The organism is Paenibacillus sp. VCA1, from assembly GCF_031583795.1.
Classification (GTDB): domain Bacteria; phylum Bacillota; class Bacilli; order Paenibacillales; family Paenibacillaceae; genus Paenibacillus_AQ; species Paenibacillus_AQ albilobatus.
Window position 1 is genome coordinate 1 of sequence record NZ_JAVLSX010000016.1, and the last position, 25,020, is coordinate 25,020.

The 25,020-nt window shown below is 51.7% G+C and carries 28 protein-coding genes, 1 tRNA gene and 2 pseudogenes; 22 read left to right on the forward strand and 9 right to left on the reverse strand.

What is annotated here, in order from left to right; translation table 11 throughout:
- Nucleotides 1–348: 348 nt before the first annotated feature.
- Entirely contained in the window at nt 349–573 is a 225-nt protein-coding gene (locus RJP21_RS26800; RefSeq protein WP_036649309.1) for a helix-turn-helix domain-containing protein, read from the forward strand.
- Nucleotides 574–669: 96 nt separating this feature from the next.
- Here RJP21_RS26800 and RJP21_RS26805 read toward each other — a convergent pair whose 3' ends face one another.
- Nucleotides 670–828, reverse strand: coding sequence for a hypothetical protein (locus RJP21_RS26805; RefSeq protein ID WP_310862008.1), 159 nt, complete (start codon nt 826–828; stop codon nt 670–672).
- A gap of 140 nt (nt 829–968) precedes the next feature.
- Here RJP21_RS26805 and RJP21_RS26810 point away from each other — a divergent pair, with 140 nt between their 5' ends.
- The 3 genes and pseudogenes from RJP21_RS26810 to RJP21_RS26820 all read left to right on the forward strand — a co-directional run.
- Nucleotides 969–1,277: a hypothetical protein gene (locus RJP21_RS26810; protein WP_310862009.1), complete on the forward strand. Its 309-nt coding sequence runs from the start codon at nt 969–971 to the stop codon at nt 1,275–1,277.
- Between the two features lie 282 nt (nt 1,278–1,559).
- Nucleotides 1,560–2,063 (forward strand): hypothetical protein, encoded by a 504-nt coding sequence (locus RJP21_RS26815; RefSeq protein ID WP_310862010.1) that lies wholly within the window; start codon nt 1,560–1,562, stop codon nt 2,061–2,063.
- 346 nt (nt 2,064–2,409) lie between these two features.
- Nucleotides 2,410–2,481 (forward strand): annotated as a pseudogene (locus tag RJP21_RS26820) (helix-turn-helix domain-containing protein); the annotation flags it as partial.
- 104 nt (nt 2,482–2,585) lie between these two features.
- Here RJP21_RS26820 and RJP21_RS26825 read toward each other — a convergent pair.
- Both RJP21_RS26825 and RJP21_RS26830 read right to left on the reverse strand, forming a co-directional pair.
- Complete coding sequence (locus RJP21_RS26825; protein ID WP_310862011.1) at nt 2,586–2,819, reverse strand: DUF6199 family natural product biosynthesis protein; 234 nt, start codon at nt 2,817–2,819, stop codon at nt 2,586–2,588.
- Between the two features lie 374 nt (nt 2,820–3,193).
- Nucleotides 3,194–3,655, reverse strand: a complete 462-nt coding sequence (locus tag RJP21_RS26830; protein ID WP_310862012.1) for a DinB family protein — start codon at nt 3,653–3,655, stop codon at nt 3,194–3,196.
- 136 nt (nt 3,656–3,791) lie between these two features.
- On the opposite strand from RJP21_RS26830, the gene RJP21_RS26835 reads away from it, so the two are divergent.
- The 4 genes from RJP21_RS26835 (at nt 3,792) to RJP21_RS26850 (ending at nt 6,501) form a co-directional block, all read left to right on the forward strand.
- Nucleotides 3,792–4,154: a hypothetical protein gene (locus tag RJP21_RS26835; RefSeq protein WP_160045597.1), complete on the forward strand. Its 363-nt coding sequence runs from the start codon at nt 3,792–3,794 to the stop codon at nt 4,152–4,154.
- A gap of 77 nt (nt 4,155–4,231) precedes the next feature.
- The gene (gpmA, locus tag RJP21_RS26840) at nt 4,232–4,981 is read left to right on the forward strand and encodes a 2,3-diphosphoglycerate-dependent phosphoglycerate mutase (RefSeq protein ID WP_310862013.1); all 750 of its coding nucleotides are present in this window, start codon (nt 4,232–4,234) and stop codon (nt 4,979–4,981) included.
- A 113-nt stretch (nt 4,982–5,094) separates the two neighbouring features.
- On the forward strand, nt 5,095–5,439 hold the full coding sequence (locus RJP21_RS26845; RefSeq protein WP_160045599.1) for a DUF1904 family protein: 345 nt from the start codon (nt 5,095–5,097) through the stop codon (nt 5,437–5,439).
- Nucleotides 5,440–5,571: 132 nt separating this feature from the next.
- Nucleotides 5,572–6,501: a manganese-dependent inorganic pyrophosphatase gene (locus RJP21_RS26850; RefSeq protein WP_160045600.1), complete on the forward strand. Its 930-nt coding sequence runs from the start codon at nt 5,572–5,574 to the stop codon at nt 6,499–6,501.
- Between the two features lie 233 nt (nt 6,502–6,734).
- Here the strand turns inward: RJP21_RS26850 and RJP21_RS26855 are convergent, their stop codons facing one another.
- Entirely contained in the window at nt 6,735–6,926 is a 192-nt protein-coding gene (locus tag RJP21_RS26855; RefSeq protein WP_160045601.1) for a hypothetical protein, read from the reverse strand.
- Between the two features lie 277 nt (nt 6,927–7,203).
- On the opposite strand from RJP21_RS26855, the gene RJP21_RS26860 reads away from it, so the two are divergent.
- Both RJP21_RS26860 and RJP21_RS26865 read left to right on the forward strand, forming a co-directional pair.
- On the forward strand, nt 7,204–8,097 hold the full coding sequence (locus tag RJP21_RS26860) for a TetR/AcrR family transcriptional regulator (protein ID WP_310862014.1): 894 nt from the start codon (nt 7,204–7,206) through the stop codon (nt 8,095–8,097).
- Nucleotides 8,098–8,143: 46 nt separating this feature from the next.
- Nucleotides 8,144–9,373 (forward strand): MFS transporter, encoded by a 1,230-nt coding sequence (locus RJP21_RS26865; protein ID WP_310862015.1) that lies wholly within the window; start codon nt 8,144–8,146, stop codon nt 9,371–9,373.
- Nucleotides 9,374–9,686: 313 nt separating this feature from the next.
- Here the strand turns inward: RJP21_RS26865 and RJP21_RS26870 are convergent, their stop codons facing one another.
- Entirely contained in the window at nt 9,687–10,088 is a 402-nt protein-coding gene (locus RJP21_RS26870) for a hypothetical protein (protein ID WP_310862016.1), read from the reverse strand.
- Between the two features lie 301 nt (nt 10,089–10,389).
- Here RJP21_RS26870 and RJP21_RS26875 point away from each other — a divergent pair, with 301 nt between their 5' ends.
- The 3 genes from RJP21_RS26875 (at nt 10,390) to RJP21_RS26885 (ending at nt 12,777) form a co-directional block, all read left to right on the forward strand.
- A complete protein-coding gene (locus RJP21_RS26875) occupies nt 10,390–10,923 on the forward strand; it encodes a GNAT family N-acetyltransferase (RefSeq protein WP_310862017.1) in 534 nt (177 codons plus the stop codon).
- Between the two features lie 87 nt (nt 10,924–11,010).
- Nucleotides 11,011–11,772 (forward strand): class I SAM-dependent methyltransferase, encoded by a 762-nt coding sequence (locus RJP21_RS26880; protein WP_397386291.1) that lies wholly within the window; start codon nt 11,011–11,013, stop codon nt 11,770–11,772.
- Between the two features lie 18 nt (nt 11,773–11,790).
- Entirely contained in the window at nt 11,791–12,777 is a 987-nt protein-coding gene (locus tag RJP21_RS26885) for an MBL fold metallo-hydrolase (RefSeq protein ID WP_483874805.1), read from the forward strand.
- A gap of 86 nt (nt 12,778–12,863) precedes the next feature.
- On the opposite strand, the gene RJP21_RS26890 is transcribed toward RJP21_RS26885, so the two are convergent.
- On the reverse strand, nt 12,864–13,430 hold the full coding sequence (locus RJP21_RS26890) for a phosphatidylglycerophosphatase A family protein (protein ID WP_310862018.1): 567 nt from the start codon (nt 13,428–13,430) through the stop codon (nt 12,864–12,866).
- A gap of 258 nt (nt 13,431–13,688) precedes the next feature.
- Between RJP21_RS26890 and RJP21_RS26895 the strand changes: the two genes are divergently transcribed.
- The 6 genes and pseudogenes from RJP21_RS26895 (at nt 13,689) to fucU (ending at nt 18,492) form a co-directional block, all read left to right on the forward strand.
- Nucleotides 13,689–14,759 carry a GerMN domain-containing protein gene (locus RJP21_RS26895; RefSeq protein WP_310862019.1) on the forward strand — a complete coding sequence of 357 codons (1,071 nt, stop codon included), beginning with the start codon at nt 13,689–13,691 and terminating at the stop codon, nt 14,757–14,759.
- A 132-nt stretch (nt 14,760–14,891) separates the two neighbouring features.
- Nucleotides 14,892–15,650: a ribonuclease PH gene (rph, locus tag RJP21_RS26900; RefSeq protein ID WP_310862020.1), complete on the forward strand. Its 759-nt coding sequence runs from the start codon at nt 14,892–14,894 to the stop codon at nt 15,648–15,650.
- Nucleotides 15,651–15,654: 4 nt separating this feature from the next.
- On the forward strand, nt 15,655–16,293 hold the full coding sequence (locus RJP21_RS26905) for an XTP/dITP diphosphatase (RefSeq protein WP_310862021.1): 639 nt from the start codon (nt 15,655–15,657) through the stop codon (nt 16,291–16,293).
- 132 nt (nt 16,294–16,425) lie between these two features.
- Complete coding sequence (locus tag RJP21_RS26910; RefSeq protein ID WP_310862022.1) at nt 16,426–16,878, forward strand: ASCH domain-containing protein; 453 nt, start codon at nt 16,426–16,428, stop codon at nt 16,876–16,878.
- Between the two features lie 55 nt (nt 16,879–16,933).
- Nucleotides 16,934–17,809, forward strand: coding sequence for an endonuclease/exonuclease/phosphatase family protein (locus RJP21_RS26915; protein ID WP_310862023.1), 876 nt, complete (start codon nt 16,934–16,936; stop codon nt 17,807–17,809).
- A gap of 258 nt (nt 17,810–18,067) precedes the next feature.
- Nucleotides 18,068–18,492, forward strand: a pseudogene (gene fucU, locus RJP21_RS26920) (L-fucose mutarotase).
- 118 nt (nt 18,493–18,610) lie between these two features.
- Here fucU and asnB read toward each other — a convergent pair.
- Complete coding sequence (gene asnB / locus RJP21_RS26925) at nt 18,611–20,455, reverse strand: asparagine synthase (glutamine-hydrolyzing) (RefSeq protein ID WP_310862024.1); 1,845 nt, start codon at nt 20,453–20,455, stop codon at nt 18,611–18,613.
- 468 nt (nt 20,456–20,923) lie between these two features.
- Nucleotides 20,924–21,220: a magnetosome magnetite crystal formation protein family gene (locus tag RJP21_RS26930; RefSeq protein ID WP_310862025.1), complete on the reverse strand. Its 297-nt coding sequence runs from the start codon at nt 21,218–21,220 to the stop codon at nt 20,924–20,926.
- A gap of 140 nt (nt 21,221–21,360) precedes the next feature.
- On the opposite strand from RJP21_RS26930, the gene RJP21_RS26935 reads away from it, so the two are divergent.
- Nucleotides 21,361–21,434: transfer RNA gene (locus tag RJP21_RS26935), tRNA-Arg, on the forward strand.
- Between the two features lie 436 nt (nt 21,435–21,870).
- Here RJP21_RS26935 and RJP21_RS26940 read toward each other — a convergent pair.
- The gene (locus RJP21_RS26940; protein WP_310862026.1) at nt 21,871–22,782 is read right to left on the reverse strand and encodes a serine hydrolase domain-containing protein; all 912 of its coding nucleotides are present in this window, start codon (nt 22,780–22,782) and stop codon (nt 21,871–21,873) included.
- Between the two features lie 491 nt (nt 22,783–23,273).
- On the opposite strand from RJP21_RS26940, the gene RJP21_RS26945 reads away from it, so the two are divergent.
- Nucleotides 23,274–24,032, forward strand: a complete 759-nt coding sequence (locus RJP21_RS26945) for an alpha/beta hydrolase (protein ID WP_310862027.1) — start codon at nt 23,274–23,276, stop codon at nt 24,030–24,032.
- Nucleotides 24,033–24,052: 20 nt separating this feature from the next.
- Nucleotides 24,053–25,009 carry an ABC transporter permease gene (locus RJP21_RS26950; RefSeq protein WP_310862028.1) on the forward strand — a complete coding sequence of 319 codons (957 nt, stop codon included), beginning with the start codon at nt 24,053–24,055 and terminating at the stop codon, nt 25,007–25,009.
- The last annotated feature ends 11 nt before the right edge of the window (nt 25,010–25,020 follow it).

Below are 25,020 nucleotides of genomic sequence, written 5' to 3' on the forward strand. Positions count from 1 at the left end.
CGTTAGCGACAGAAGATCAGAGTTATACCCTTGAATTATCGCCAATTTCCTATCCTTCGTAAATTTGGTCATAAAAAAACTGCACCTCCAACTGTTAGAGTGTGTCTAACAATTGGGGTGCAGTTCACATGAGCGGCTTTTTCTATAGGAAAATAAGGATTATTGAAGATAAAATGATGAATCATTCGGCCGTAATTATGTTCACAGGGCCAGATAATGAATTTTGCTGATTTAAGCCCATTTTTAAGCCGCAACGACACCATTGCCCCGAACCTGACATAGTATGAGTTGACTGTATCCCTTTACCTTGTTATACCATACAAACCCGAGCAAGGAGGGGTGACACCATTGAAGGGGAACGATCATAAAAGCAAATTTTTATTGACACACCGTGAACGTGAAGTGTTCGAACTGCTTGTTCAGGATAAAACGACCCGTGACATCGCCGGTCAACTGTTTATCAGTGAGAAAACGGTGCGGAACCATATCTCGAACGTTATGCAAAAACTCAATGTGAAAGGCCGTTCTCAGGCCGTCGTCGAGCTGATCAAGCTCGGGGAACTAAAGATCTGATCGAGCCCTCAAATGCTTTAGCCTTCTGAACTGTGTCTTCCTTATTATAGGGAGGGCATGGCGAGAAGGTTTTTTGCTTTGCTGAAACGTCTTGTTTTAATTAAACATAATTTCTAATGCTTCAAAATCCGCTTTGAATTTCGCTTTTATCATAAAATCAATCCCAAGAATCCCGTCAAAGCCGTATGGCTCCTGTACGAGTTGGACAGGAATATCGTTCAAAGCAACGAGTCCAATTTGAAGCTCAGGGATCATCGCGGGTTATATCATAGCGTACCTGCATGCTGCTCCTCGCGGTTTGATGTAGGATAAACATTTTGTGAATCCCTCCGTGAATGCGGGTTTATAGTTGCTATAATGTTCTTACAAACCAATATTCTGGAGGTAAGCAAATTATGGATCGACGCTATAAATTACCCCATATCCTTGTGACAGAAGGTGACCAAGAGAGTGGGTTCTATTCTGGAAGGCTAATTGAGCTCGAAAGCGATACAGAGGTTATTTTCGAGCCAGTTAAAGATAACCGTAAGAATGGACTTCAGGAAATGAGACATAAATGCGCCGCTTACTTGAGAGGCAGAGGGTACTCTGCTGATTATTTAATCCAACATCATTGCATAAAACCCGGAAGGCTGGAAAAAGACAACCCCGTAGAAAATTGGACTTTATATGAGCTTGAGACAAAGACAAAGAAGAGTCGCTGAAGATACAGCGGCTTTTTTATTTTGGGGAAAGGGTGAGGAACACGAATCGGATCAGGTAGCTTATCAGGTAAGTAAACAAAGGGGTACAGCCTTGAGTTACTAACCTGTTATCGACACCAAGAGATAATAAATGACATCAACCAACTTCAAACTACAAAACAATATTCCTTTATGTGGGAAATATAGAATCAAAAGTACTATTTTGTAATAATAAGTAAAATGATAGAATTGAGTTAGGAATCGGCCGATCCTAACAAAAAGTCGAGAAAGGCGGAGTTACTAATGAAATTGAAAAAAATGCTCTCTATTCTTCTTATATCATCAAGCCTTTTAGCTATCTCGCCATCTGCTTTTGCTGATTCGGCTGAACCTGCTACGGCACAACCTTCAGGTACCATCACGCCATATGTGTCTGGACTCGGGGATACTCGGAACAATGCTATTACTCTTATGAATATGCAGGAGTACAGCTTGTATATTGACAGCGCACAAGATGAAGATTGGTACAAATGGACCAATAATACAGGAGTTGCCCAATTAGTTACTACCGGTGTATTGAATTTAGGGCCTCAGAATTCATTGCAAATTTCATCAATAGTTCAATACACTGACGGACGGGAGACTACAATGTTGTATGCAGAACCCACGATCGTGGGCAACAATTCTAAACAGTCTAATATGAGGAATCTCTACGTACCTGATGGTGCTACAGTTTATTTAAGAATCAATGCGAATAAGTTTGCAGCAATAGAGCAGTATAAGTTCAATTTTTCTTTTTATCCTTGAGCAATAATTTTTATAAGTTAAGAGGCACCCAAAAGGGTGTCTCTTTTATGCATTCATGATAGAAAAGAGAAGAACGCCAGCAGACGTAATGAGTAGAAAGGGTGAGAATTGGGGCGATTTATCCAGGAAATGATTCAATTGGATTTGCAACGCTTGATCCAGGATGTAAAGAAGTCGTTCAGGGAACTGACGGATATAATGTCGTATAATGATGATATCGAAAAACCGCGATGATTATTATGCGCGTCGTGAAAAGGATATACGTCTCAAATGGTGGTGAGATCACCGTGAAAAACTTATATTTTATTTCTTGTCTTTTGTTGCGTGCTTGAAAATGCTTCTCGAACAAAAACTCAATGTGAAAGGCCGTTCTCAGGCCGTCGTCGAGCTGATCAAGCTCGGGGAACTAAAGATCTGATCGAGCCCTCAAATGCTTTAGCCTTCTGAACTGTGTCTTCCTTATTATAGGGAGGGCATGGCGAGAAGGTTTTTTGCTTTAGCGGAAAACGGTAAACCGGCATTTTATGCCAGTGCAATTTTCAAAATCCCCATCAAAACCAGAAATGCACCCAAGACGATCATCACGAGCCCGCGGATTTGCGCGGTAACCAGATAGGCATCGCTTGGCTCCGAATCGCCTTCGACTTTCCATCCCTCGTTCGCCCTCCATCCGAATGAAGGCTTACGCATCATCAGCACGCCGAACCCGAGGATCACAATGCCGATCAGAATAAAAAAAGTCATCTCCACTATCATTTCGGTTCACTCCTTTAACGCACATTCGATCATGCGCCGATCAAGAATAGTTTACCATCTTTTGGGCGAAGGCGCTCTAAAGTGAGATGAAAAGAAAACAGGAAAATAAAGGGATAATAGTTTACTATATTGGCGCGCTATGTAATAATATGGATACCAAAAATACCCCGCTTTTTGGAAAGCGAGGGTATTTTAGTCTTTTATAAATCAGGACGCGAAGCTTTGACGTGCCCGGCTCGAATTTGCAGAAAACGGCGCCTTTTGCGGTTCTCGCCACGACAGCTGCTTAGACATGTCGCGGGAACCTCTCATGTATCGCGCCACACCAGGTGTTAGACGTTGCCACGGCGAGTCAGCCGACATGTGCGTCATCCTTATCCCAGCACTCTGAGCATGGCGTTGATCATGCCAAGATGGTAATTTTCGTGTCCGAGGTTCACGGCGAACGCTTCCCCGACGGTTTCGGCCTTGGCAAAATTGTCTTTGATCGCCAGCGGCTCCCCGAGCTTGCCCGTGAAGGTGTCCTCGATCAGCTTGCATTGCTCGGTCAGCCCTTGGATCAGCGTATCCCAAGCCGGAGGCTCTCCGTTCCAGTCGGCCGGTTTCGTGCCGTTGCCGAAAAAAGCCTGGTAATCGTCGGGAACGACGGAGTCTCTTCCGGAAAAGCGGAACAAAATGGCACTCGTTACGGTCAGCAAATGCCCGACCTGCCAATGAATATTGTTGTTGAAACCTTGCGGAACGACGATGCGTTTGTCTGCCGGGAGATTTTCAACCTTGCTGATCACCGTATTGCGGTTTTTTAGCATCAGTCCGAATAAGTAAGCGTCTCTCATGTCATTTTCCTCCTTACGATATGTAATCTCCATTCAATTTTACAGTAGGTAAGCGGGTGGAGCAACATGCGCCATATAAGAGGATATACGGATTTTTGGTAAACATGCGGATTTTGGATAGGAAGGAAGAAGCCGATTGGAGCAAAAAAACAACGTATTTATGCTGGTATTAAGCGGCATCATGATGATCGTGGTCATCTGCCTGGTCATTATGATCATCAGGCCGCAGACGGACACATCCCATTTGACGGGGAGCATAGACACTTACAACCATGGCATCGTTACCCCAAGCTTTCCCAACGAGATGAATATCAAAACGAACGTGCCGGGAGAGCAGATCGTATCCTTGGGCGGCAACCGTTTCGCCGTGATCGACAGCAATCCGGACTCGGGCAACCACGGGACGATTCTCGTTTTCGAATACGATGAAAAGGCGCGCAAAATCCATTTTCTCGCCTCGGACAATTATGTCGCCCGCATGAATCAAAGAACGGAATAACGGTTAAAAAAAGAAATAGGTCCTAAGACGGGCCAGGCAGCGCCAAAGCCGCTGCAGTAAGGGAGGCATGTTTCAGGATGTACAAGGTTGTGCTTGTCAGACATGGAGAGAGCGTATGGAATCAGGAAAACCGCTTTACGGGCTGGACGGATGTCGATTTGACGGAAAAAGGCGTCCATGAAGCGATCAAAGCCGGGAAAGTGCTCAAATCGCTCCCGTACGAAATCGATATTGCGTTTACGTCCGTTCTTAAAAGAGCCATCAAAACACTGGATTATATTCTCGCGGAGAACGATCTTCTCTGGGTTCCAGTCCGTAAAAGCTGGAAGCTTAACGAGAGGCACTACGGCGCGCTCCAGGGGCTGAACAAACAGGAAACGGCCGAAAAATACGGAGAGGAGCAGGTAAAGCTGTGGCGCAGAAGTTATGACGTGCCCCCGCTCCCGATCACGGCGGAAGACGAGCGGTATCCCAAAAACGACCGCCGATACGGCCTCTTGACCGAACAGGAGATTCCGCTTGGAGAAAGCCTCAAGGATACGATCGCCAGGGTTGTGCCGTATTGGGAGGCCGAAATCGTCCCGCACATCAAAGCCGGCGAGCACGTGCTGGTCGTAGCCCACGGCAACAGCCTGCGGGCGCTCATGAAAGTGCTGGAAAATATCAGCGACGAAGATATCGTCGATTTGAACATACCGACCGCCGTGCCGATCCTGTATGAGCTCGATGACGATCTGAAGCCGCTGCACCGCCGTTTTCTCGGCGACCAAAAACGTGTGCAGGAAAAAATCGACGTGGTGGCCAACCCGTCCAAAATTATGGAATAAAGGAATGAACGGAGGGGTCCCCCGCAAGGAGGTGACTCTTCCGGTGTTTTTGTGTTACGGTATATAGTGCCGAATACACGAAAACACCAACTTCAGGAAAGAAGGGAAATGCAGTGCCTTTTGTCAGATTTACCGGGTTCGAAAAAAACGTGGTGGAGGCGGTCGCGCCGGCCATCGTGGAAGAAATGGCAGCCATCGCCAACATTCCGCAGGAAATCGTTAAAATCGAGCTTTTGCATGTGGAAAAAATCACAAACAGCCCGCAGTCGGTTGAAATTTATATGTTCCCGAGAGAGCAGGAAAAGCATGACGCCATCGCCAAAATGATCGACGGACATTTGAAACGTCAAGGCTTTGACCGCGTGCACATCTTCTTTGTTCTGCTGCAGCATTCGCTTTATTACAAAGAAGGGATGCCTCTAAGCGGAATTCCGAGAAAGACGGTTCCCGAAGCCTGATTTTACCTGTTTGAAATTAATCTCTGTAAAGGAATTGGAATATTAATTGATTACCGCTATAATCGAATGTAAGAAGCAAGGCATTTCTGGAATGTCTGCACTTTATTACATCCATAAGGAGCAATGAAACCCATGGCCAAAACTTTGATTTTCGGACATAAAAATCCGGATACGGACACGATTACGTCAGCGATTGTTTATTCCTATTTGAAAAACCAGCTCGGATTCGACACGGAAGCCGTGCGCCTGGGCAACGTGAACGGCGAAACCCAGTACGCTTTGGATACGTTTAAGGTTGAAGCTCCACGCCTTGTGGAAAAGGTTGCGGGCGAGGCGAGCGAAGTCATCCTCGTCGACCATAACGAACGCCAACAAAGCGCCGACGACATCGATCAGGTGCGCGTGACGGAGGTTATCGACCATCACCGCATCGCGAATTTCGAGACAAGCCATCCGCTGTATTACCGCGCGGAGCCGGTCGGCTGCACCGCGACCATCCTGAACAAGCTGTTCAAGGAAAAAAACGTCGCGATTCCTAAGGAAATCGCCGGCCTGATGGTATCGGCGATCGTGTCGGACACGCTGCTGCTTAAATCGCCGACCTGCACGGACGAAGACGTGGCCGCAGCCCGCGAGCTTGCCGACATTGCCGGCGTGAAGCTGGAGGAATACGGCCTTGACATGCTGAAAGCCGGAGCGGACATGAGCAGCAAAACGATTGCCGAACTCATCTCCCTCGATGCGAAAGAATTCCAAATGGGCAGCCGCAAGGTGGAGATCGCTCAGGTGAACGTCGTGGATACGAACGATGTGTTGGGCCGCCAGGCAGAGCTGGAAAACGCCCTGAACGGCATCATCGACCAAAAAGGCCTCGATCTGTTCGTTTTTGTCGTTACCGACATCCTGAACAACGATTCCGTGGCCCTGGCGCTCGGCAAAGCCGCTTCCGCCGTCGAGACGGCATACAACGTGAAGCTGGAAAACAACACGGCCGTGCTGAAAGGCGTCGTGTCCCGCAAATCGCAAATCGTGCCGGTATTGACCGAAACGCTCAGCAAATAAGTTCGGAAGCCGCAATATAGCGCTTGTTCCATCCGGGGCGGGCGCTTTTTTGCTCATAAGAAAAACGGCCATGGGCGTAATTTTATGGAGAACAGACCGCGGTTAGCGCCACAGTTTTTACTGCGATAAAGGCAGCGGATGCATCGATACTTAGATCATGAAAAAAACCTGTTCATGACTGAACAGGCCGGTTTTATGAGTCTGTCATTCTAGTTGAAGGGATTGGTTTTGCGTTACTGGTCTTCGTCTTCCTCCGAATCTTCTTCCGATTCTTCTTCGGAATCTTCCTCGGAATCATCCTCATCGCCGTCGGACTCGATTTCGATGTCGGATTCTTCTTCTTCCTCGTCGTCTTCCTCGATGTCGTCGATTTGAGATTCTACCTCTTCGTCGGACAGCAGCAATTCATTTTCGAAATTTTCCATTGTTTAATCCCTCCATTTGTTAACACTTATTTATAAGTGCAGTTTCAATATACCATTTGGCTATCAAAACGTGTGTCGGAAGATGAAGCCGAAACCGCATTATTTTCCGTCAAGTTATGCCATAAAACGGGCGCGGAAGCATTTTTGTCGAAAAAGAAAATTATCTCTTGACGTGTGGGGATGCTGCGGTTAAAATCTGATAAAACTATATCGTTTAGTTGCAAAACCGTATAGTTTTTTGAGGGTAGCGATTTTCCAAGAGGAAGTGAAGGAAGCCATGTCCATTGACCGTAAACGGGAGATTATGGATACTGCCATCCATATTTTCGCCCGCAAGGGGTTTAACGGTTCGACCATGCAGGATATCGCCGAGGGTTGCGGCATGTCCAAAGCGACGCTGTATCAGCACTACAAATCGAAGGACCAGCTGCTGCTGTCCATTTTCCATATGATTAACGACAGGCTCTACGTCAAGCTTCAGGCCAGCATGGATCACGGGGACGATTCCCAGGATAATCTGAGACGCCAGATCGAGCTGCAGCTTCGCGAATCTTTGGCGAACCGCGACTTGATCCGGATGCTGATCACCGAAAACCCGAATGCCTACACCGAAGACATCGTGAAAGCGTCGGGCGCCATGCGGGCGCGGATGATCCGGCATTTCGAGCAGATGTTCAAAAAGGTGTACGGGCCGAAGATCGAGCCGTATGCGGTGGAAATGGTCTTTTCGATGTTTGCGATGCTGGAGCAATACAGCGTGCTGATCATTTTGGAAAACGTGGCGATCGATATTACCGAGCTTTCCCGCTATATATTAAGGCTGCTGGGATATATGGCGGAAGGGCTGATGGGGGACGATGGCGCAAAACCGATTCTTGGCGAGCATAACTATCCCGAATATTTACGATGCGAAATGCCGGAGCCCGAAACGGACGATGTGGAGAACCTGATTTGCCGGATGTACCGCAAAGCCGACGCGCTGGGGGAATCCGGGAAAAAGGAGCAGGATATCCGGAATTCGATCCTGATGCTCGACCATGAGCTGAAAAGCGCCTCGCCGCGGCGCATTATCGTACAGGGGATGCTGCATAACCTGCTTCAGGTTCAGCCGTTAACGGAGCTTGCCGGCCGTTTGGCCGCGCTGCCGGGCATCAAACGTTATTTGGAATGAGGATTAGAAAGAAAATCCGTCAATAGGAAAAGGAGAACTATACTTCATGTCAGCCGGTTCAAAAATTAACAGGTCGTTGTACGTACTGATGATTAATATGTTTATTGCCATGCTGGGCATCGGGCTGGTCATTCCGATTTTGCCCAAACTGCTGGAGGATTTTCACGCCGGGGGAACGGCCGCGGGATATTTGATTGCCGCCTCGGGGCTTACGCAATTTCTGTTTTCGCCGCTGGCCGGCGAATGGGCGGATAAATACGGCCGCAAGCTGATGATCGTTTTGGGGCTGGGGCTGTTTACGCTATCCCAATTTTTGTTCGCCGTCGCAAACGTCATGTGGATGCTGTACGCTTCCCGCTTCTTGGGCGGCATCGGCGCCGCGATGATGATTCCGGCCATGATGGCTTACGTCGCGGACAGCACGACGGAGGAAACGCGCGGCAAAGGTTTGGGGCTGCTTGGCGCGGCCATGTCGCTCGGTTTCGTGATCGGGCCGGGGATCGGCGGTTTTTTGGCGGATCTCGGACTGCGCGCGCCGTTTTACATCTCGGCTCTCGTTGCAGCGATTGCCACCGTCCTGTCTTTTTTCATGCTGAAAGAAACACTGTCGGCAGAACGCCGTCAGGCAGCCAAAGCGTCGGAACAAAAACGCGAAAGCATCTTGAAACAGCTGGTCGCTTCCGTGAAGGCGCCGTATTTTATCTATTTGATTCTCGTATTTACGCTGACCTTCGGTCTCGTCAATTTTGAGGCGGTCTTCAGCCTCTATGTCGATAACAAGTATGCCTATACCACGAAGGAAATTTCTGTGATCATCACGGTCGGATCGCTCGTCGGCGTCGTCATCCAAGGCGCGGTGATCAACAAGCTGCTGCTTCGTTTCGGCGAAAACAAGCTGATCAACGTTTCCTTCCTGATCTCGGCCATCATGATGGTACTGATGCTGCTTTCGGGCAACTTCTGGTACAACATGCTGCTGATCCTGATCTTCTTCACGTTTACGTCCATCATGAGACCGGCGATCAACACCGCCCTGTCCAAGATGGCCGGGCCCGATGAGCAGGGTTTCGTTATGGGGATGAACAACGCCTATATGAGCCTTGGCAATATTTTCGGTCCTGCGCTTGCGGGCATCCTGTTTGACGTTCATATGAATCTGCCGTATTCCTTCGGCGCCGTCATTTTGATTCTGAGCCTCGTGTTGTCTTTAACCTGGGGCAGAAAAATGTCGAGCCTGCGCAAGCAGAAGCTGGAAACGGCCGGCACGCAGGGATAAGCATATAATAAGAACCAGTACTTTTTTTCATGGCAAAGAGGGGCCGTCCCAAAAGACGGTCCCTGTTTTGTTTAGGAGTTCGGTTGGTATTTCGAAAGGCTTCGGGAACGAACGTGGCTCGCATCGCTGTTGTTTTTGGATTTCCTGAATGATGTTCCGTGGATGAAATCTAAATCGCAAAGGCGACCGCTGGCGCTTGGCCGCGGGTCGTTCGTCTTTCCGCTGCTTCGGCGAAATCTGCTTTTTTGTAAAAAGCCGTCCACTCTGCTGCAAGATGACTTGCTTTTCGGAGAACCCTTTTGTATAGGGAGTATTATTCATTAATGCTTTTGGACTCGATCGTCCGGAATATGGTGGAGTACGTGGTTTTGACGTTGGTTTCGTTTTCGGTGTCATTGTACAATCCGAATCCCCAATGAGTTTCTTCCCCGCCAGGCGGATGATAAATGCCGAAGGCAAATTGGTGATTAAAAGCATCCGGAACGTCATCGTAGGTTAATTCCTCTACGGTATATGCAACGATCAATTTATCCAGTTTGATGAAGATATACGGGATGTTCGCCTCTTTGAACGCTTTTTTATATTCCGGCTGCGAGGCTTCGCGAAAATATTCCTTCGTAATAAAGACAGCGTCGAACCGCGATGACAGCTTCTCCGGATTTTTTGCCAGTTCCTCCAGTCTTAAAGCTACGAAAGATATGTTCGTTTCCCTCACTTCAGGCGGCTCCCCGATGACGCCGATGGTTAAGGGCTTCCCATCGTAAAGCGGCCCGTTCATCGTGTTACGATCGGCGCATCCGCCCAATAGAAACACGCAAAGAAGCAGGAGCAGCCAGCATCTTTTCGTTAGAATACAAATCCCTCCGCATTTTCATCGATATTTATATATAACGTTTTTTTTTCGCCCAATGTTACGCCTGAACGGCCAGCAGAACAAGCAGTTTTCGCCTTGGCAAGATCGGGAAGATGCATTAAGCTGAAAACAACGATACGCAGAAGGCTGAGGTGGACCTGAAATGATTTTGGAAACGGAAAGGCTGATCATCCGCGAATATGGCGAGGACGATTGGGAAAGCGTGCACCGGTATGCCTCCGATCCGAACGTGACGCGGCATATGCTGTGGGGGCCGAATACGCTCCAAGAAACCAAAGCGCATATCGCGTCCATGCTTGCGATGCAAAGCCGGGTGCCAAGAACGGGATTTGAGTTCGCAGTGACGCTGAAAGAGACCGGAGAGCTGATCGGAGGCGTCGGACTTCATATGGAAGGCTCCAACGGGGAGATCGGTTACTGCTTCCACCCTGGCTTCTGGGGACAAGGTTACGCTTGCGAAAGTGCTCGGGCGATGCTTGAGCTGGGCTTCGGGCAGCTGGGGCTTCACCGGATTTACGCGACCTGCCGGCCGGAAAACGGGGGCTCCGAACGCGTGATGCAGAAGCTGGGCATGCGTAAGGAGGGGCATTTGCGCGAGCATCTTCTTTCCAACAAAGGAGGGTACGTCGACTCGCATCTTTATTCCATTCTGGTTCAAGAATACGGGGAAACATGATATTTTTTGAAGATCCGGCCGCCTGGGTACAATAGGATCAACCGCGGTTAAGTAATACATAAATCGCTATCGTCTCAGGAGGCCGTGATGATCAAGGATTGGTATGAAAAAAGTTTCGGGGAAGACTACCTGCTCGTTTATAAACACCGGGATGCGGATGGCGCGGCCCGGGAGGTCAAAAAAATGATCTCCTGGCTTGACCTGCCTCAAGGCGCCCGGGTGCTGGATTTATGCTGTGGAACCGGCCGCCATGCGCTAGCTTTGGCAGACAGCGGCTACCGCGTGAGCGGCGTCGACCTGTCGGACGTGCTGCTCCGCGAAGCCAGGAAATCCGATGAAGGCCGGCGCGTCGAGTGGCATCAGGCCGATATGCGCAACCTTCCGCTTGACGGCGGCTTTGACGCGGTGCTTAATCTGTTTACTTCCTTCGGTTATTTCCGCGAGGACGGGGAGCAGCTGAAAGTGCTGCGGGAAATTTACCGGATGCTGGAGCCCGGGGGCCGTTTTATCATCGATTTTATGAATTCCCCGCACGTTCGCGCCCATCTGGTGCCGGAATCGAAGCGCGAGGCGGAAGGGCAGCGGATCGTGGAAAATCGCAAAATCGAGCGGGATTTCGTCATCAAAGACATTACGATTGCTCCCCTGGAAGGGGATGGCGTTAAACGCCAGTATCACGAACGTGTAAAGCTGTATACGCTGGAGCAGATGAGGCAAATGCTCGCGGATGCCGGGCTGGCCGTGGACGAGGTCCATGGCGGATACGACGAGGACGAAGGTTATGAGGAGCAAAAGTCCGAACGGATGATATTCGTCGGGCATCGTCCGCATAGCTCCAAGCAAGCGTGAAAAGAGGTTCAATCAAAAGTGAACATGCCGGAAATTACGGACCATTTTAACGGAATCATTCAAGTGAAAATAACGATGTCCTTCCCGCTCCGCTGGGTAAACAGCTACATATTGCAGGGGCCGGAAGGGCTGACGATCGTCGACCCGGGGCCGAGGACGCCAGGGAACGAGGAGGAATGGCAAAAGGCGTTTGCCGGGTTGGCCATACGGCCGGGCGATATCCGGCAGATCGTGCTGACGCATCATCATCCCGATCATTTGGGCTGTTCGGGATGGCTGCAGCAGCAGTCCGGCTGCCGCGTATGGATGTCGGAGCGCTCTTATCGGGAAGCTCAGCTGATGTGGGGCCCCGGTTCCACCATGAATCGCGATTTGCCGGCGCTGTTTCGCCTCCACGGCATGCCGGAGGAGTGGACTTGCCAGCTCGAAGACCATATGAAAAGCTTTTTCCCGCAGGTTGCCCCGATGCCGGAGGTAACGTTCATCCCCGGTGGCCAATCGTTTGCGATGGGCGGCCTTCGGTGGCTGCCGATCGAAACGGCGGGGCATGCGCCGGGACATCTGTCTTTTTACGATCCGAAGAGCGGCGCCATCCTTTGCGGGGATGCGGTGCTGCCGCAAATATCCCCGAACGTCAGCCTGATGCCGGGCAGCGATCCGGAGCCGCTTCAATCGTTTTTGCAGGGGCTAATGAAGCTGAAAAACTTGGAGGTAAGCACGGCCTACCCCGGGCACCGCAACCCGTTTCAGCATTTCGGTGAGCGGCTTGATGCGCTCCTGCTGCATCATGAAGAGAGGCTGGCGAAAGTCGAGCGGCTGCTTGAAGAATCCCCGGCGACGGGATTTGAGCTATGCGTGTCACTGTTTGGGACAAAACTCGGCATCCACCAGATGCGTTTTGCCATGTGCGAGACGCTCGCGCATGCCAGAGAGCTTGAGCGCAGAGGGCGGATCGAAACGTCGCCGGTCGAAGACGGCGTGACGCGTTTCCGGCCCGTGTCCTGATGCGCTTCGAAATGAAAGAGCCGCCCCGAATTTATGACCTTTCGGGACGGCTCTTGTCGTTATGCTCCGGCAGTACCGGTGTTGAATTAATCCTCGGGAAGCTCCGGTTCGGTTCCTTCGTGCTGATGCTCGCGTTCGGCCTGCTTCCGGTGCGCGATCCGGCTGCTCGCCGCTGCGGCGATCGCGCCGACGATATCATCGAGAAACGTGTTGGTCTCGCCGGTGCTTTTATCGTTCAACCGTTCAAGTATGCCGGGTTTCAGCTTGTCGATGTACCCGTAATTGGTGAAGCCGATGCTGCCGTATACGTTGACGATGGAGAAAGCCAAAATTTCATCCACCCCGTACAATCCTTCGTCATTGACCAGCATTTCCTGCAGCGGCGAAATCAGCTTGCCTTCTTCGGCGAGCACGTCCAGCTGGATGCCGGTCAGCACCGCGTTTTGCACCTCGCGTTTGGCGAGCACCTTTTCCACGTTGTCCAAGCATTCCTGCATCGTCAGATCCGGATAATATTTGTTCTGCAGGAACATGACGAGCTCGGCGATTTCTTCCAGCTTGACGCCCCTTTTATGCAGCCATTCTCGGGTCGCGCTCGCGACCTTCCGGCTGTTCAGGCTGTACGGTATTTTTTCGTTTTTCGGATCGTTCATTTTATCCCCCCGCTATATGCTCGTCGTCATAGTAAGATTTTAAGTTCCTTCCTACAGTTTGTCCAGTTTTAACCAATTATGTGTTCGTTATTCCTCTGTTTTCTTTATTTTTGGCCCCTGCAAAAGGTTTGAATGACATCAAAAAGCAGGCCGCGCTTTGCGAGGCGATTTAATTTGGACCGGCTGTTATTTTTTGCGGCAGGGGCTCGTATACATGGTAGTACAAACTGTACAAAATGATTAGGAGGAACCATGAATATGACGAAGGCGAAAAAAATTCGAAACATTTCGGCTGCCGGATTGTTGGCCGTGCCCGTATTGCTGTCCGGCTGCAGCCTTTTCGGTTCGCAATCTTCCATGGATATCGACAAACCCCCGGCAGACATCGAGCAGCAGATGCTGAATATGATGAACGGCCCGGTCTCAACGAATAGCGGCGGGGAGCAAACCGGTCCTAAAACGACGGTATACCTGGCCAACGACAAAGGGCTGCTCGCCCCCGTGTCTCTCGGCATCCCCGAGGCGAAAGACCAGGACGGCCTGAAGCAGGCGCTTTCGGCGCTTGTATCGGGAGGCGCGTATTCCAAATATGTGCCTAAAGGTTTTGCAGGCGTGCTGCCGAAAGGGACCGAAGTGCAGGTGACGATGGACCAGGAACAAAAGAAAGCGGTCGTTGAATTTAACGGCGCGTTTAACCAATATAATCCTCAGGATGAGCGCAAAATATTGGAGGCGGTCGTCTGGACGGCCACCGGGTTCCCTGGCGTGCAGAAAGTCGAGCTTTGGGTCGACGGCCAGCGCCTGACGGAAATGCCGCAAAACGGGACGCCGCTGAACCAGCCGCTCACGCGCAGCCTGGGCATTAATCTGGAGAAATCCGGCGGCGCCAGCTTGACGAATTCAACTCCGGTCACGGTTTATTTTTCGACGGTGACGCCTGACGGGGCCTATTCGTATTACGTTCCCGTCACGCGGCTCGTGCAGCCCGGACAGAACAAGGTGAACGCGGCGCTTTCGGAGCTGATCGCCGGTCCGCAGCAAAATGACGGCCTTGAAATGGTCATGACGGACGGCACGTCCGTCGAGTCGGTCAAAACCGAAAAGGACGGCACGGTGACCGTGTCGCTGAAGGACGACATGTTCGAAAAAAACGACCCGATTCCGGATGAACTGCTTCAATCCGTCGTTCTGACCGTATCGGAAAATACCAACAACGCCATGGTCAAAATCGACATGAACGGGCAGACCAGCATTACGGGCATCACCGACAACCGCGATTACAGCAAGCCGGTGTCCAAACCCGAATACATCAATGAGATTCCGCTGTAATTGCCTTTGCGGGGTGCTTTTGCGCCGACACTTTGATAAAATAAAACTTGCTATATATGGATGGGGCTGAACCGGGACAAAATCCTGCCCCATCCATATTTACAGGATGCGTAAATGTAGGAGGCAGAAAAGATGAGATCTAACGGACGCGGCAGCGACCAGCTGAGGCCGATGAAATTGTCAGTAAACGTGAACAAATATGCGGAAGGCTCCGTGTTCATTGAAATGGGAGATACGAAAGTACTATGCACGGCGACGGTGGAAGAAAAAGTTCCGCCGTTTTTGAAGGGACAAGGCAAAGGTTGGGTAACGGCGGAATATTCGATGCTTCCGCGGGCGACGCAGTCCCGCAACCAGCGGGAGAGCGCGCGCGGCAAGCTCACCGGCCGAACGATGGAAATCCAGCGGCTGATCGGCAGGGCGCTTCGCTCCGTCGTTGATCTTCGCGCATTGGGCGAGCGGACCATTACGCTCGACTGCGACGTGATCCAAGCCGACGGCGGCACCCGCACGACTTCCATCACCGGCTCTTTTGTCGCGCTTGCGATCGCCATCAGCAAAATAGCGGAACAACACAAGCTGCCCGCGTTTCCGATCACGGATTATTTGGCATCGGTCAGCGTCGGCGTCGTCAATGACGAACCGATGCTGGATTTGAACTATGAAGAAGACTCGACGGCCAAAGTGGACATGAATCTGGTGATGACCGGCGGCGGCTCTTTTGTCGAGCTGCAGGGGACCGGCGAGGAAAGCCCGTTCTCCCGCCAGGAGCTGAACCAGCTGCTGGAGCTTGGGGAGCAGGGCATTGCCCGGCTCATCGAGAAGCAAAAGGAAGCGCTTGGACCGATCGCCCTCATGATTGGCTCGGGCCAAACGGGAAGAGGGGTTTAAGGGCATGCTGCTGGATCAAAACCTGATTATCGTCGCCACCCGAAACCAGGGAAAGGTGAAGGAGTTTGAGCATGCTTTCGCCCAGCTCGGCAAGCAAGTCAAAAGCATGTTTGATTATCCGCAGCTGCCGGAGGTCGTCGAAGACGGCGAGACCTTTGCCGAAAACGCGCTGAAAAAAGCGAAAACGGTCGGCGATGCGCTCGGCTTGCCGGTGCTCGCGGATGATTCCGGTTTGTGCGTGGACGAGCTGGATGGGCGCCCCGGCGTCTATTCGGCGCGTTTTGCCGGAGAGCATGCGTCGGATCAGGAAAACAACGACAAGCTGCTGCGTTTGTTGGAGGAGAAAAAAATGGGCGACGACACGCAGCAGCCGCTTCTCAGCACGGCGCGTTTCGTTTGCACGCTTGTCCTGTACGATCCGGCAACCGGGTCACACATGGAGGCAAGCGGGGAAGTCGACGGCTGGATCACGGACGAGCCCGCCGGATGCGGGGGTTTCGGATACGACCCGCTTTTTTACCTGCCGGAGTATGAAAAAACGATGGCAGAGCTTTCCGTGGAGGAAAAGCAGGCGATCAGCCATCGGGGAGCCGCCTTGCGGAAATTGATCGGCATGCTGCAGGAGCAGGAATCTAACGTTTGACATTGGCGTCATAAGTAAACGAAAATCGACGGCGGTCCGGATTTGCGGCCGCCGTTTTTTTGGCGCTGAACTTTACTGGAACATGATATGATATGAATCGAAGGTTTTACATACCATGGGAGGCGATAGCGTATGAATCAAGCAGCGCAGACGTATTGGAACGAATATTGGGAGAGGCAGGGCCGGGAAAAACCGGCATCGGTAAGCGCCTGGCCTTTCGGAGCCGATCCGGATCAGCTGGCACGGCTGGTCATAGAAGGCGTGAAAACCGCAACCTGTTCCGCGCTTTTCAGCTATGAGGCCGAGCAGGAGCCGCTGCCTTCCGTCGGCGATTACAGCATCATTTTGGACGGCAGGGACGAACCCGTCGCCATCATTCAAACGGTTGAAGTAACCGTCGTACCGATGAATGAAGTACCGGAGGAGTTTGCCGTCGCGGAAGGCGAGGGGGATCGGACTTACCGGTATTGGCGGGAGGTTCACGAAACGTTTTTTACCAAAGAGCTAAACCGGTTAGGCAGGGAGTTTTCGGACGACATTCCGCTCGTGTGCGAACGTTTTCGATTGGTTGACGTCAAAAGTTAATGTCTCTATGATGGGAAGGATTGGATTATAAACGACACCGATGGGAGTGAGGGAAATGTCTGCAGAGAAAGCGAACCTGGAACTTGACCTGCGATGCATGTCCTATAACATCAAAAACGCGTATGACAAGGAAGGCGACAACGTCTGGAACAGCCGCAAGGAGCTGGTGGCGGGAATCATCCGTTTCCACCGGCCGGACCTGGTGGGCATGCAGGAAGTGCTGTACAGTCAGCTCGAAGACTTGCAAGCGCTTTTGCCCGAATACGGCTGGATCGGCGTAGGCAGGGAAGACGGGGATAAAGACGGCGAGTTTTCGTGCATTTTTTATCGCACACAAAGGCTCAAGCCGATGCGCCAGAACACTTTCTGGCTGTCGGAGCATCCGGAAGAGCCGGGTTCGCTTGGCTGGGATGCCGCTTGCAGAAGGATCGTGACATGGGGCGAGTTTCAGGATCTTTACACGGGCAAGACGTTTTTGCATTTTAATACGCATTTTGATCATATCGGCAAGGTTGCCGTCGAACAAAGCGCCCATTTGATCTTGGAGCGGATCAAGGAGTTGGCGATCGATCGCCCGGCCGTATTGACGGGAGATTTTAACGTGACAGCCGATTCGGTGCCTTACCGCGTCCTCACCGGTCAAGGAGAGACGGGGGCGGCATTGCTGCGGGATGCAAGCAGGGAGGCGGCTTACCGCCATTTTGGACCCGCGTTCACGTTCCAGGGTTTCGATTCCAGGGAAGTGGCCGCGCGGACGTTCCCTGCATTTCTGGAGCCGCAGAACAACCATGGGATCGAATTCGAAAGCCCGATCGATTTCATTTTCGTTGCAGGTAAGGTTCAAGTCCTGACCTACGGAGCGGTTGCGGATCACCATCAGGGCAAGATGCCGTCGGACCATTATCCGGTCGTGGCGGATATCAAATGGTAAACGGGAGATTGGCGGAGCTGTCCTGAAGGTACTTTACCTGAGGCAGCTCCTTCGTTTGTTGGAGAAGGGGAAGCTGAAGCGTATCGGCTCAAGCGCCGGGATGATCCGTGGGGATTCGGAAATGCTTTCAGTCCCCGTATCCGATATCTTACAGCCTGCACAGGCGATGGCGAATATTCTTTTAACAGGAAGGATTGTCCCGATCGGCGTCGTAATAATAGGGGAATGCGATGTGAAAGACGCAAAGGAGGCTTTATCATGCTGAAAGGGATTTCCCCCCTGTTGTCGCCGGAGCTGCTGAAAATTTTGTGCGAAATGGGGCACGGGACGAAATTGTGTTTGCGGACGCGAATTTTCCCGCCGTATCGACGGCCAACCGGCTGATCCGTGCCGACGGGCACGGGATTCCGGAGCTGCTTGCGGCAACGCTTGAGCTTTTTCCTCTGAACCGTTATTTAACCCACCCGGTCATGCTGATGCAGGTGACTCCGGGCGATCCGGTACAAACCCCCGTGTGGGACGTATACCGCGATTTGGTGAACCGGTCCGAACAAGGCATCGAATTTGCGGAACTCGAACGTTTCGAATTTTACGAACGGGCGAAAAAAGCCTATGCCGTGGTGGCCACGGGAGAAAAGGCGCTTTACGGCAACCTGATTTTGTCCAAAGGCGTTATCGGTTAAGCTTTTCTTTTTTGCAGGCAAGTCACTTTCACGTCTAAGAAACGGCACATAAAACAAGATGGCCCGTTCCGTTGGAACGGGCTTTTTCGATGAAGCGAACCTGAAGCTAAAGCAGCTTCTATTTTATCGAAACTTCGTACGTTTTCAGCCAGTTGTTCACCTGCGCAAGATACGCGAACAACTGCGGCCCGGACATCAGTTGGCCGAACCAGGGCAAATTCGTGGACGCTTCGGGGGAAGCGGCAATCTCACGGATTTTTGCCCGATCGATCAGCGGCAGAATCGGCGAAGAGGAATCGTCCAGAATGTCGAGCATTTGCTGTTTGACGGCGGTGAGGAAATCGGGGTTGTGGGTTTTTGGATAGGGGCTTTTTTTACGGTACAGCACGTCTTCCGGCAGAACGCCTTCCAGCGCTTTGCGCAAAATGCCTTTTTCGCGCCCGCCCGTCATTTTCATTTCCCATGGAATATTCCACACGTATTGAACCAGCCGGTGATCGCAATAAGGAACGCGGACCTCCAGGCCGACCCCCATGCTCATCCGGTCTTTCCGGTCAAGAAGCGTCGGCATGAAGCGGGTAATGTTCAAATAGGACATGACGCGCATCTGCGCCTGCTTGCCGGTTTCCCCGCGCAGCTTCGGCACCTCCCGGACGGCTTCGGCATAGCGGTCCCCCAGGTATTCGAGCGGCCGCGTCCATTCGCGGATTTCGGGAGAAAGCAGGCTGGTGCGCATATCCGCAGCCACCGCCCACGGGAACGTGCCCGAATTCAGCATCTCTTCACGGTGAAACCAGGGGTAACCGCCGAAAATTTCGTCCGCCGCTTCCCCGGATACGGCTACGGTAGCGCCTTTTTTGATTTCCCGGCAAAACAGGTAAAGGGAACCGTCCACATCGGCCATGCCGGGCAAATCCCGTGTCAGGGTGGAGTTGTTCAGCGAATCGATCAGCTCCGGTGTGTCGAACTCGATGTAATGATGCCTCGTGCCAAGCTCCTCGACCATGCGCTGAATCCACGGGGCGTCGGCACCCGGCTGAAACGCATGGGATTTAAAGTTTTTGTCGTTGCCGACGTAGTCCACCGAATAGGTGTCCATTTGCCCTTGCCCCGTCCGGTTGTAATACTGCACCGCAAGCGCCGTAAGCGCGCTGGAATCGAGTCCCCCGGAAAGCAGCGTGCATACCGGCACGTCGGAGACAAGCTGGCGTTCCAGCGTATCCTGAAGCAGGTCGCGAAGCTGCGCGGCGGTCGTTTCGGTATCTTCCTCATGCTGGTAGCTGTCGAGTTTCCAGTATTGATGAATGCTTAAACCTTGGCGGCTGAATACCATCGCATGCCCTGCGCGCAGCTCTTGGATGTCGCGGTATACGCCATGACCCGGCGTGCGCGCCGGTCCGATGATGAAGATTTCCGCCAGCCCCTCGGCGCCGACGACGGGCTCGATTTTCGGATGCTGAAGCAGCGCCTTGGGTTCGGAGCCGAAAACAAAGGTACCGTCGATCAGGCTGTAGAAAAAGGGTTTGACGCCCAGCCGGTCGCGGGCCATAAAGACCTGTTCCCGCACGCTGTCCCAGATGGCAAAAGCAAAAATGCCGTTAAACTTGTCGACGCAAGCAGGCCCCCATTCGATGTAGGAGACCAAAAGAACTTCCGTATCGCAATTCGTCCGGAAACGATGCCCTCTTTTTCGCAGCTCCCGCTTCAGCTCGGCCGCGTTGTACAATTCCCCGTTATATACTATGGTGTATAAATCCTCATCATCGTATACAAGCATGGGCTGTGCCCCGTTTTCCGGATCGATGACGCTGAGCCTCCGGTGTCCGAAGGCGCAGGGGCCCGAGATCCAGGTTCCAGAGGCGTCCGGTCCCCTTGGTGTCAAGGTTTCCGTCATTTTTACGAGAGTCTGCGAATGTTGCGTCAAATCGCCGCTCCACTCAATAAAACCGGTTATTCCGCACATGACGGATCATCCTTTCTTTTGCAAAAAATCCCTTTTCTGAAAGTGATACAGATATATGCCGAACAAGGGCATAAAATGTCTGTCCGGGCGGCAAACGCCCTGGAGAACTTGTCACAAGAAGAGGGATGATGTCATGAATAACGCTGCACTGCGGCATTTTTAGACCTCTGCGCAGGCTTGCATGACGAGCCAGATATTGAAGGTCATAGCTGCCTCGCTCACATCCCATACTATGCTTAGGGGGGTGAGCGAAAGTGGCATTGACGTACAAAAAGACGAAAGGCAACAAGTATGCCCACCAGACTGAATTTGCCGATGAGGTCCTGAGTAAAAACGACAGAAATTTGGCTGTTCCGCAAAACCCAAGACGTTTTGGCAATAAGTAACCCCTAAAGCGAAAAACCTCCGGACCAACCGGAGGTTTTTCATCTGGATGATGTTACATATAATGGAAGGGATTTTTTTGGTTCAGGCATATTCGCGCAGCACTTGAACGCCCTTGACGATATTGTAGATCATCGTTCCGAAATAGATGATGATGAACAAAATGATATATCCAAGCACAGATCCCGGATTATCCGCGCCGAAGGTAAGGACGAGCAGGGGGAGCGCTGCGACGAAAGGGAGGATATGCGAGAGAAGCGCCCGTTTTGAGTGCGTGGCGACATACGCATCATCCCTGCATAGGATCCAGATGATGACGGGAAGGATAAACGGCGCGAAAAAGATGCTGAAATACGATAATGCCGACAGCAGTTGACGCATTGCCATAACTCCTTTGCCATGGGTTTGCTGTTATCATATTACCCCGCCGGCGCCCCGATGATTCATATTCGAAAATTTCCCTTTGAATTTTTCGGAAAATGCGCTATAATAATAAACGCGCCGTTTTTATTACATACTAAGTCCCAGTAGCTCAGCAGGATAGAGCAACGGCCTTCTAAGCCGTCGGTCGGGGGTTCGAATCCCTCCTGGGACGTACAAAAAAATCCGCTCATTGATAGCGGATTTTTTCATTCCTCGGAGGGGTGAGAACCCAATAGGGTTCGTCGGAGCGTAAACTTCGTTAGCATCCGCTTCGCAGTCAGCCCGGAGGGGCTGTATCCCGATCTGGATGGGGAGCCGCTCTTGGGAGGAGAGTATGCTCTTATAAAGAAGATGAGCCCCTATACCCTGAGGTATATTTCTCCATATGCTAAGATAACAATAAGTAAGGAGCAGCCGGCCCGGGTCGCCCCTTGTACAAAACATCTTGAGTGGGATTCCCCTCCGAGATCATGCGAATGATACGTGCAGTAACCCACTTGAGGCGCTAACCTTAGGAGTGGGTTACTTTCGTTTATCGATGTAAGTCAGAACAAGCCAGCCGAAATTTCGGCTGGCTTTTTTTTCAATCCGCATCCCCATTCTCCCAATTACAGCTGCGGCAAAATTTCCGCCCACACTGCGTCAAGAATCCCCTGAATATCGTCTTCCTCACTGTTAATGGCAATCACCGCGTTTTTGCCCGGAAGGACGACGCAAAGCTGCCCGCGAGCACCGTCGGCCCGATAGGCGTCATGCCTGCACATCCAGAATTGGCAGCCGTAGCCTTGGCTCCAATCCGGACTTCCCTCGTTGTCGATCTGTTTGCGCGTCGCAAACTCGATCCATTCCGCCGGCACCAGCTGCCGTCCTTGCCACATTCCTTTTTGCAAAAGGAATTGCCCGAACCGGCTCAGCTCTTCGTTGCTGATCGAGAGTCCGGCACATCCAAGCGTTACGCCAAGCGGGGACGTCTCCCAGGCGACGTCATGGATGCCAAGCGGCTCGAACAGCCGTGGCGTCAAATAATCTTTGACGGTTTCGCCGACGGCGGCCTGCACCAGCGCCGAAATGACGAACGTGTCGCCGCTGCTGTACGTGAATTTTTCTCCCTGGGGCCTGTCCAGCGGAAGGGACATATAATGCTTCACCCAATCCTTTTCCTGAAGAGTTGCTCTTTCTTCGGCCCAAAGCGGAGGCGAGTCATGCCCGGACGACATCCGGAGCAGATTGTACAGCGTCAGTTCCCCAGGCTGCATGGATGAGGGAACGTCGGAGCGGATTTGGGCATGTTCAGGAAAAAAGTCCTTCAGCTTCGTTTCAAGGGACAGCTTTCCTTCGTCAATGGCCAACCCGACAGCCATGCAGGTAAAGGATTTGCTTACCGAATGCTGCAGTCGGCGCTCGTCCCGGGTTACGTCCCAAGCGGCAATTTGCGCACCGTTTTGAAGCACTCGAGCGGACAGCACGTTTAAGTGATGTTTCGTTACAAAATTTACGAATCCGGTTAATCGAATGGACATCCTAAGCCCTTCTTTCTCATTCAATAGAAACGTTTCCATGATATTCTTTTAAACTAGAATTTATTACAAGACGAAGAGGATGTCAACAATCGCTCGGAAATCGCTTTCCTTATAGAAATCCGAGTTAAAAATGGGGTGTTTAGTAGAAAAATTGAACATTCCATGGCATCGAAAGAAGTTTGAGAAAAAGGTAGTTGACATGAAGTGACAAGAGGATTTATGATGTTAATCGAAACGATTCGAATTAATCGCTTACAAACTGCAAATAAAGCTCTTGAATTCAATGGGTAACATCGACAATTGGAGGCTGAAAGGTTTAAAAATACAGGAAAATAGGCATTAATTGGACGTTGACAGCGAACGAGTCACAATCAAAGAAACGTTTCGCTAAAACAGCTAAGAAAGATGTCGAATTTGTATATGGAAATATCGATTCAAAAGCAGATTTGAAACTGTATGTTGTAAACTGATGCCGATGAAAGGGGTTGCATATGGCGCATTTAACGATAGACACGGGATCGCCTACGTTGCGAATGACAACCAACATCCACGTGGTATCTCCCGTCGATGCCGGCGTCCAGGCAAACAGCACGCTTTATCTGCTGCACGGCGCAGGGGACAACGCCAGCACTTGGCACCGGCTGACAACCATCGAGCTGTATGCCGCGAAATACGGCTGCACGGTGATCATGCCGGAAGCGAACCGAAGTTATTACACCGATATGGAATACGGTCTCGACTACTTCCATTACGTGACGCAGGAGCTTCCGGGCATTTGCGGGCGAATGCTCCGGCTGAATGCCGACCCCGAAAGGACCTTCGTGGCCGGCTTGTCGATGGGCGGGTACGGAGCCTTGAAATGCGCCTTGACCTACCCGGACCGGTATGCGAAGGCGGTATCCCTATCCGGCGTTACCGATATCCAGAAACGCCTTCGCGATCCAAACATGGACGCGGGAATGGCAAGGGAAATGCGGGCCGTATTCGGCACGGAGCTGGCGGTAAAGCCGGATCAGGATTTGTATGCCCTTGCCGCGAGAAGGATCGAAGAAGGCGGCAAGCTGCCTTCGGTGTTATGCTGCTGCGGAACAGAGGATCCTTTTATCGGGATGAATCGCGAGTTTGCCGAATATATGCGGAAGACGCCGTTTGAATTCCGGTATGTCGAGGGTCCGGGAACGCATGATTGGTTTTTCTGGGAACGGCACCTGAAAACGTCCTTCGACTTCCTGTTTAATGAAAAGAATTAAGTAGAGTGAGGCGATGCAAATTGAAACCCGCAGCCTTAGGGCCTGACAAAAAATTACGAGCGCGTTCCGCGAATCCTTGGTACAGGGAAATCTGGAAGCACCGAATGACTTACACCCTGCTGATTCCCGGCCTGGTCTGGTTGGTTTTGTTCGCTTACCTGCCGATGGGCGGTCTGTCGCTGGCATTCAAGCATTACAAGGCCAACGAGGGCATTTGGGGAAGCCCTTGGGTGGGATTCGAAAACTTCAAGTACGTCTTCCGCGACCCGACTTTCGCGCAGGCCGTATGGAGAACGCTGTACATCAACATCATCAAGCTGGTGATCACGTTCCCGTTCCCGATTCTGCTTGCGCTGCTGCTGAACGAGCTGCGGATGCGCAAGACCAAAAAGCTGTTCCAAACGGTATTTACGTTTCCGCAGTTCCTGTCCTGGATTATCGTTTCCGGGATCGTCATCAACGTGCTTTCCTATGACGGATTGCTGAACAGCGCGCTGCAGCTGATGGGGCTGCCGACGATCAACTTCCTGGGCTCGGAAAACATGTTCCTGCCGATGCTCATTCTCACCGACATCTGGAAGTCGACCGGCTGGGGCGCAATCATCTTCCTGGCGGCCATTTCCGGCATCGATCAGGACCAGTACGAATCGGCCCAAATCGACGGCGCTTCGCGAATGCAGCAAATTTTCAAAATTACGCTGCCGAACATTCTTCCGACCGTTACCGTCATGTTCATTCTTAACGTGGGCGGTTTGATGTCCGCGGGCTTCGACCAGATCTTCAACTTGGCGAATGCAGCCACGCAAAACGTGTCCCAGGTGCTTGACGTGTACATCTACCGCATTACGTTCCAGTCCTCGACGGACTTCTCGTTCTCGACCGCCGTCAGCTTGTTCCGTTCCCTGGTGAACATGATCCTGCTGCTGGCCGCCGACCGAGTGGCGAAACTGATGGGCGGAGACGGCTTGTTCCGCTAGGAAAGGAGTGA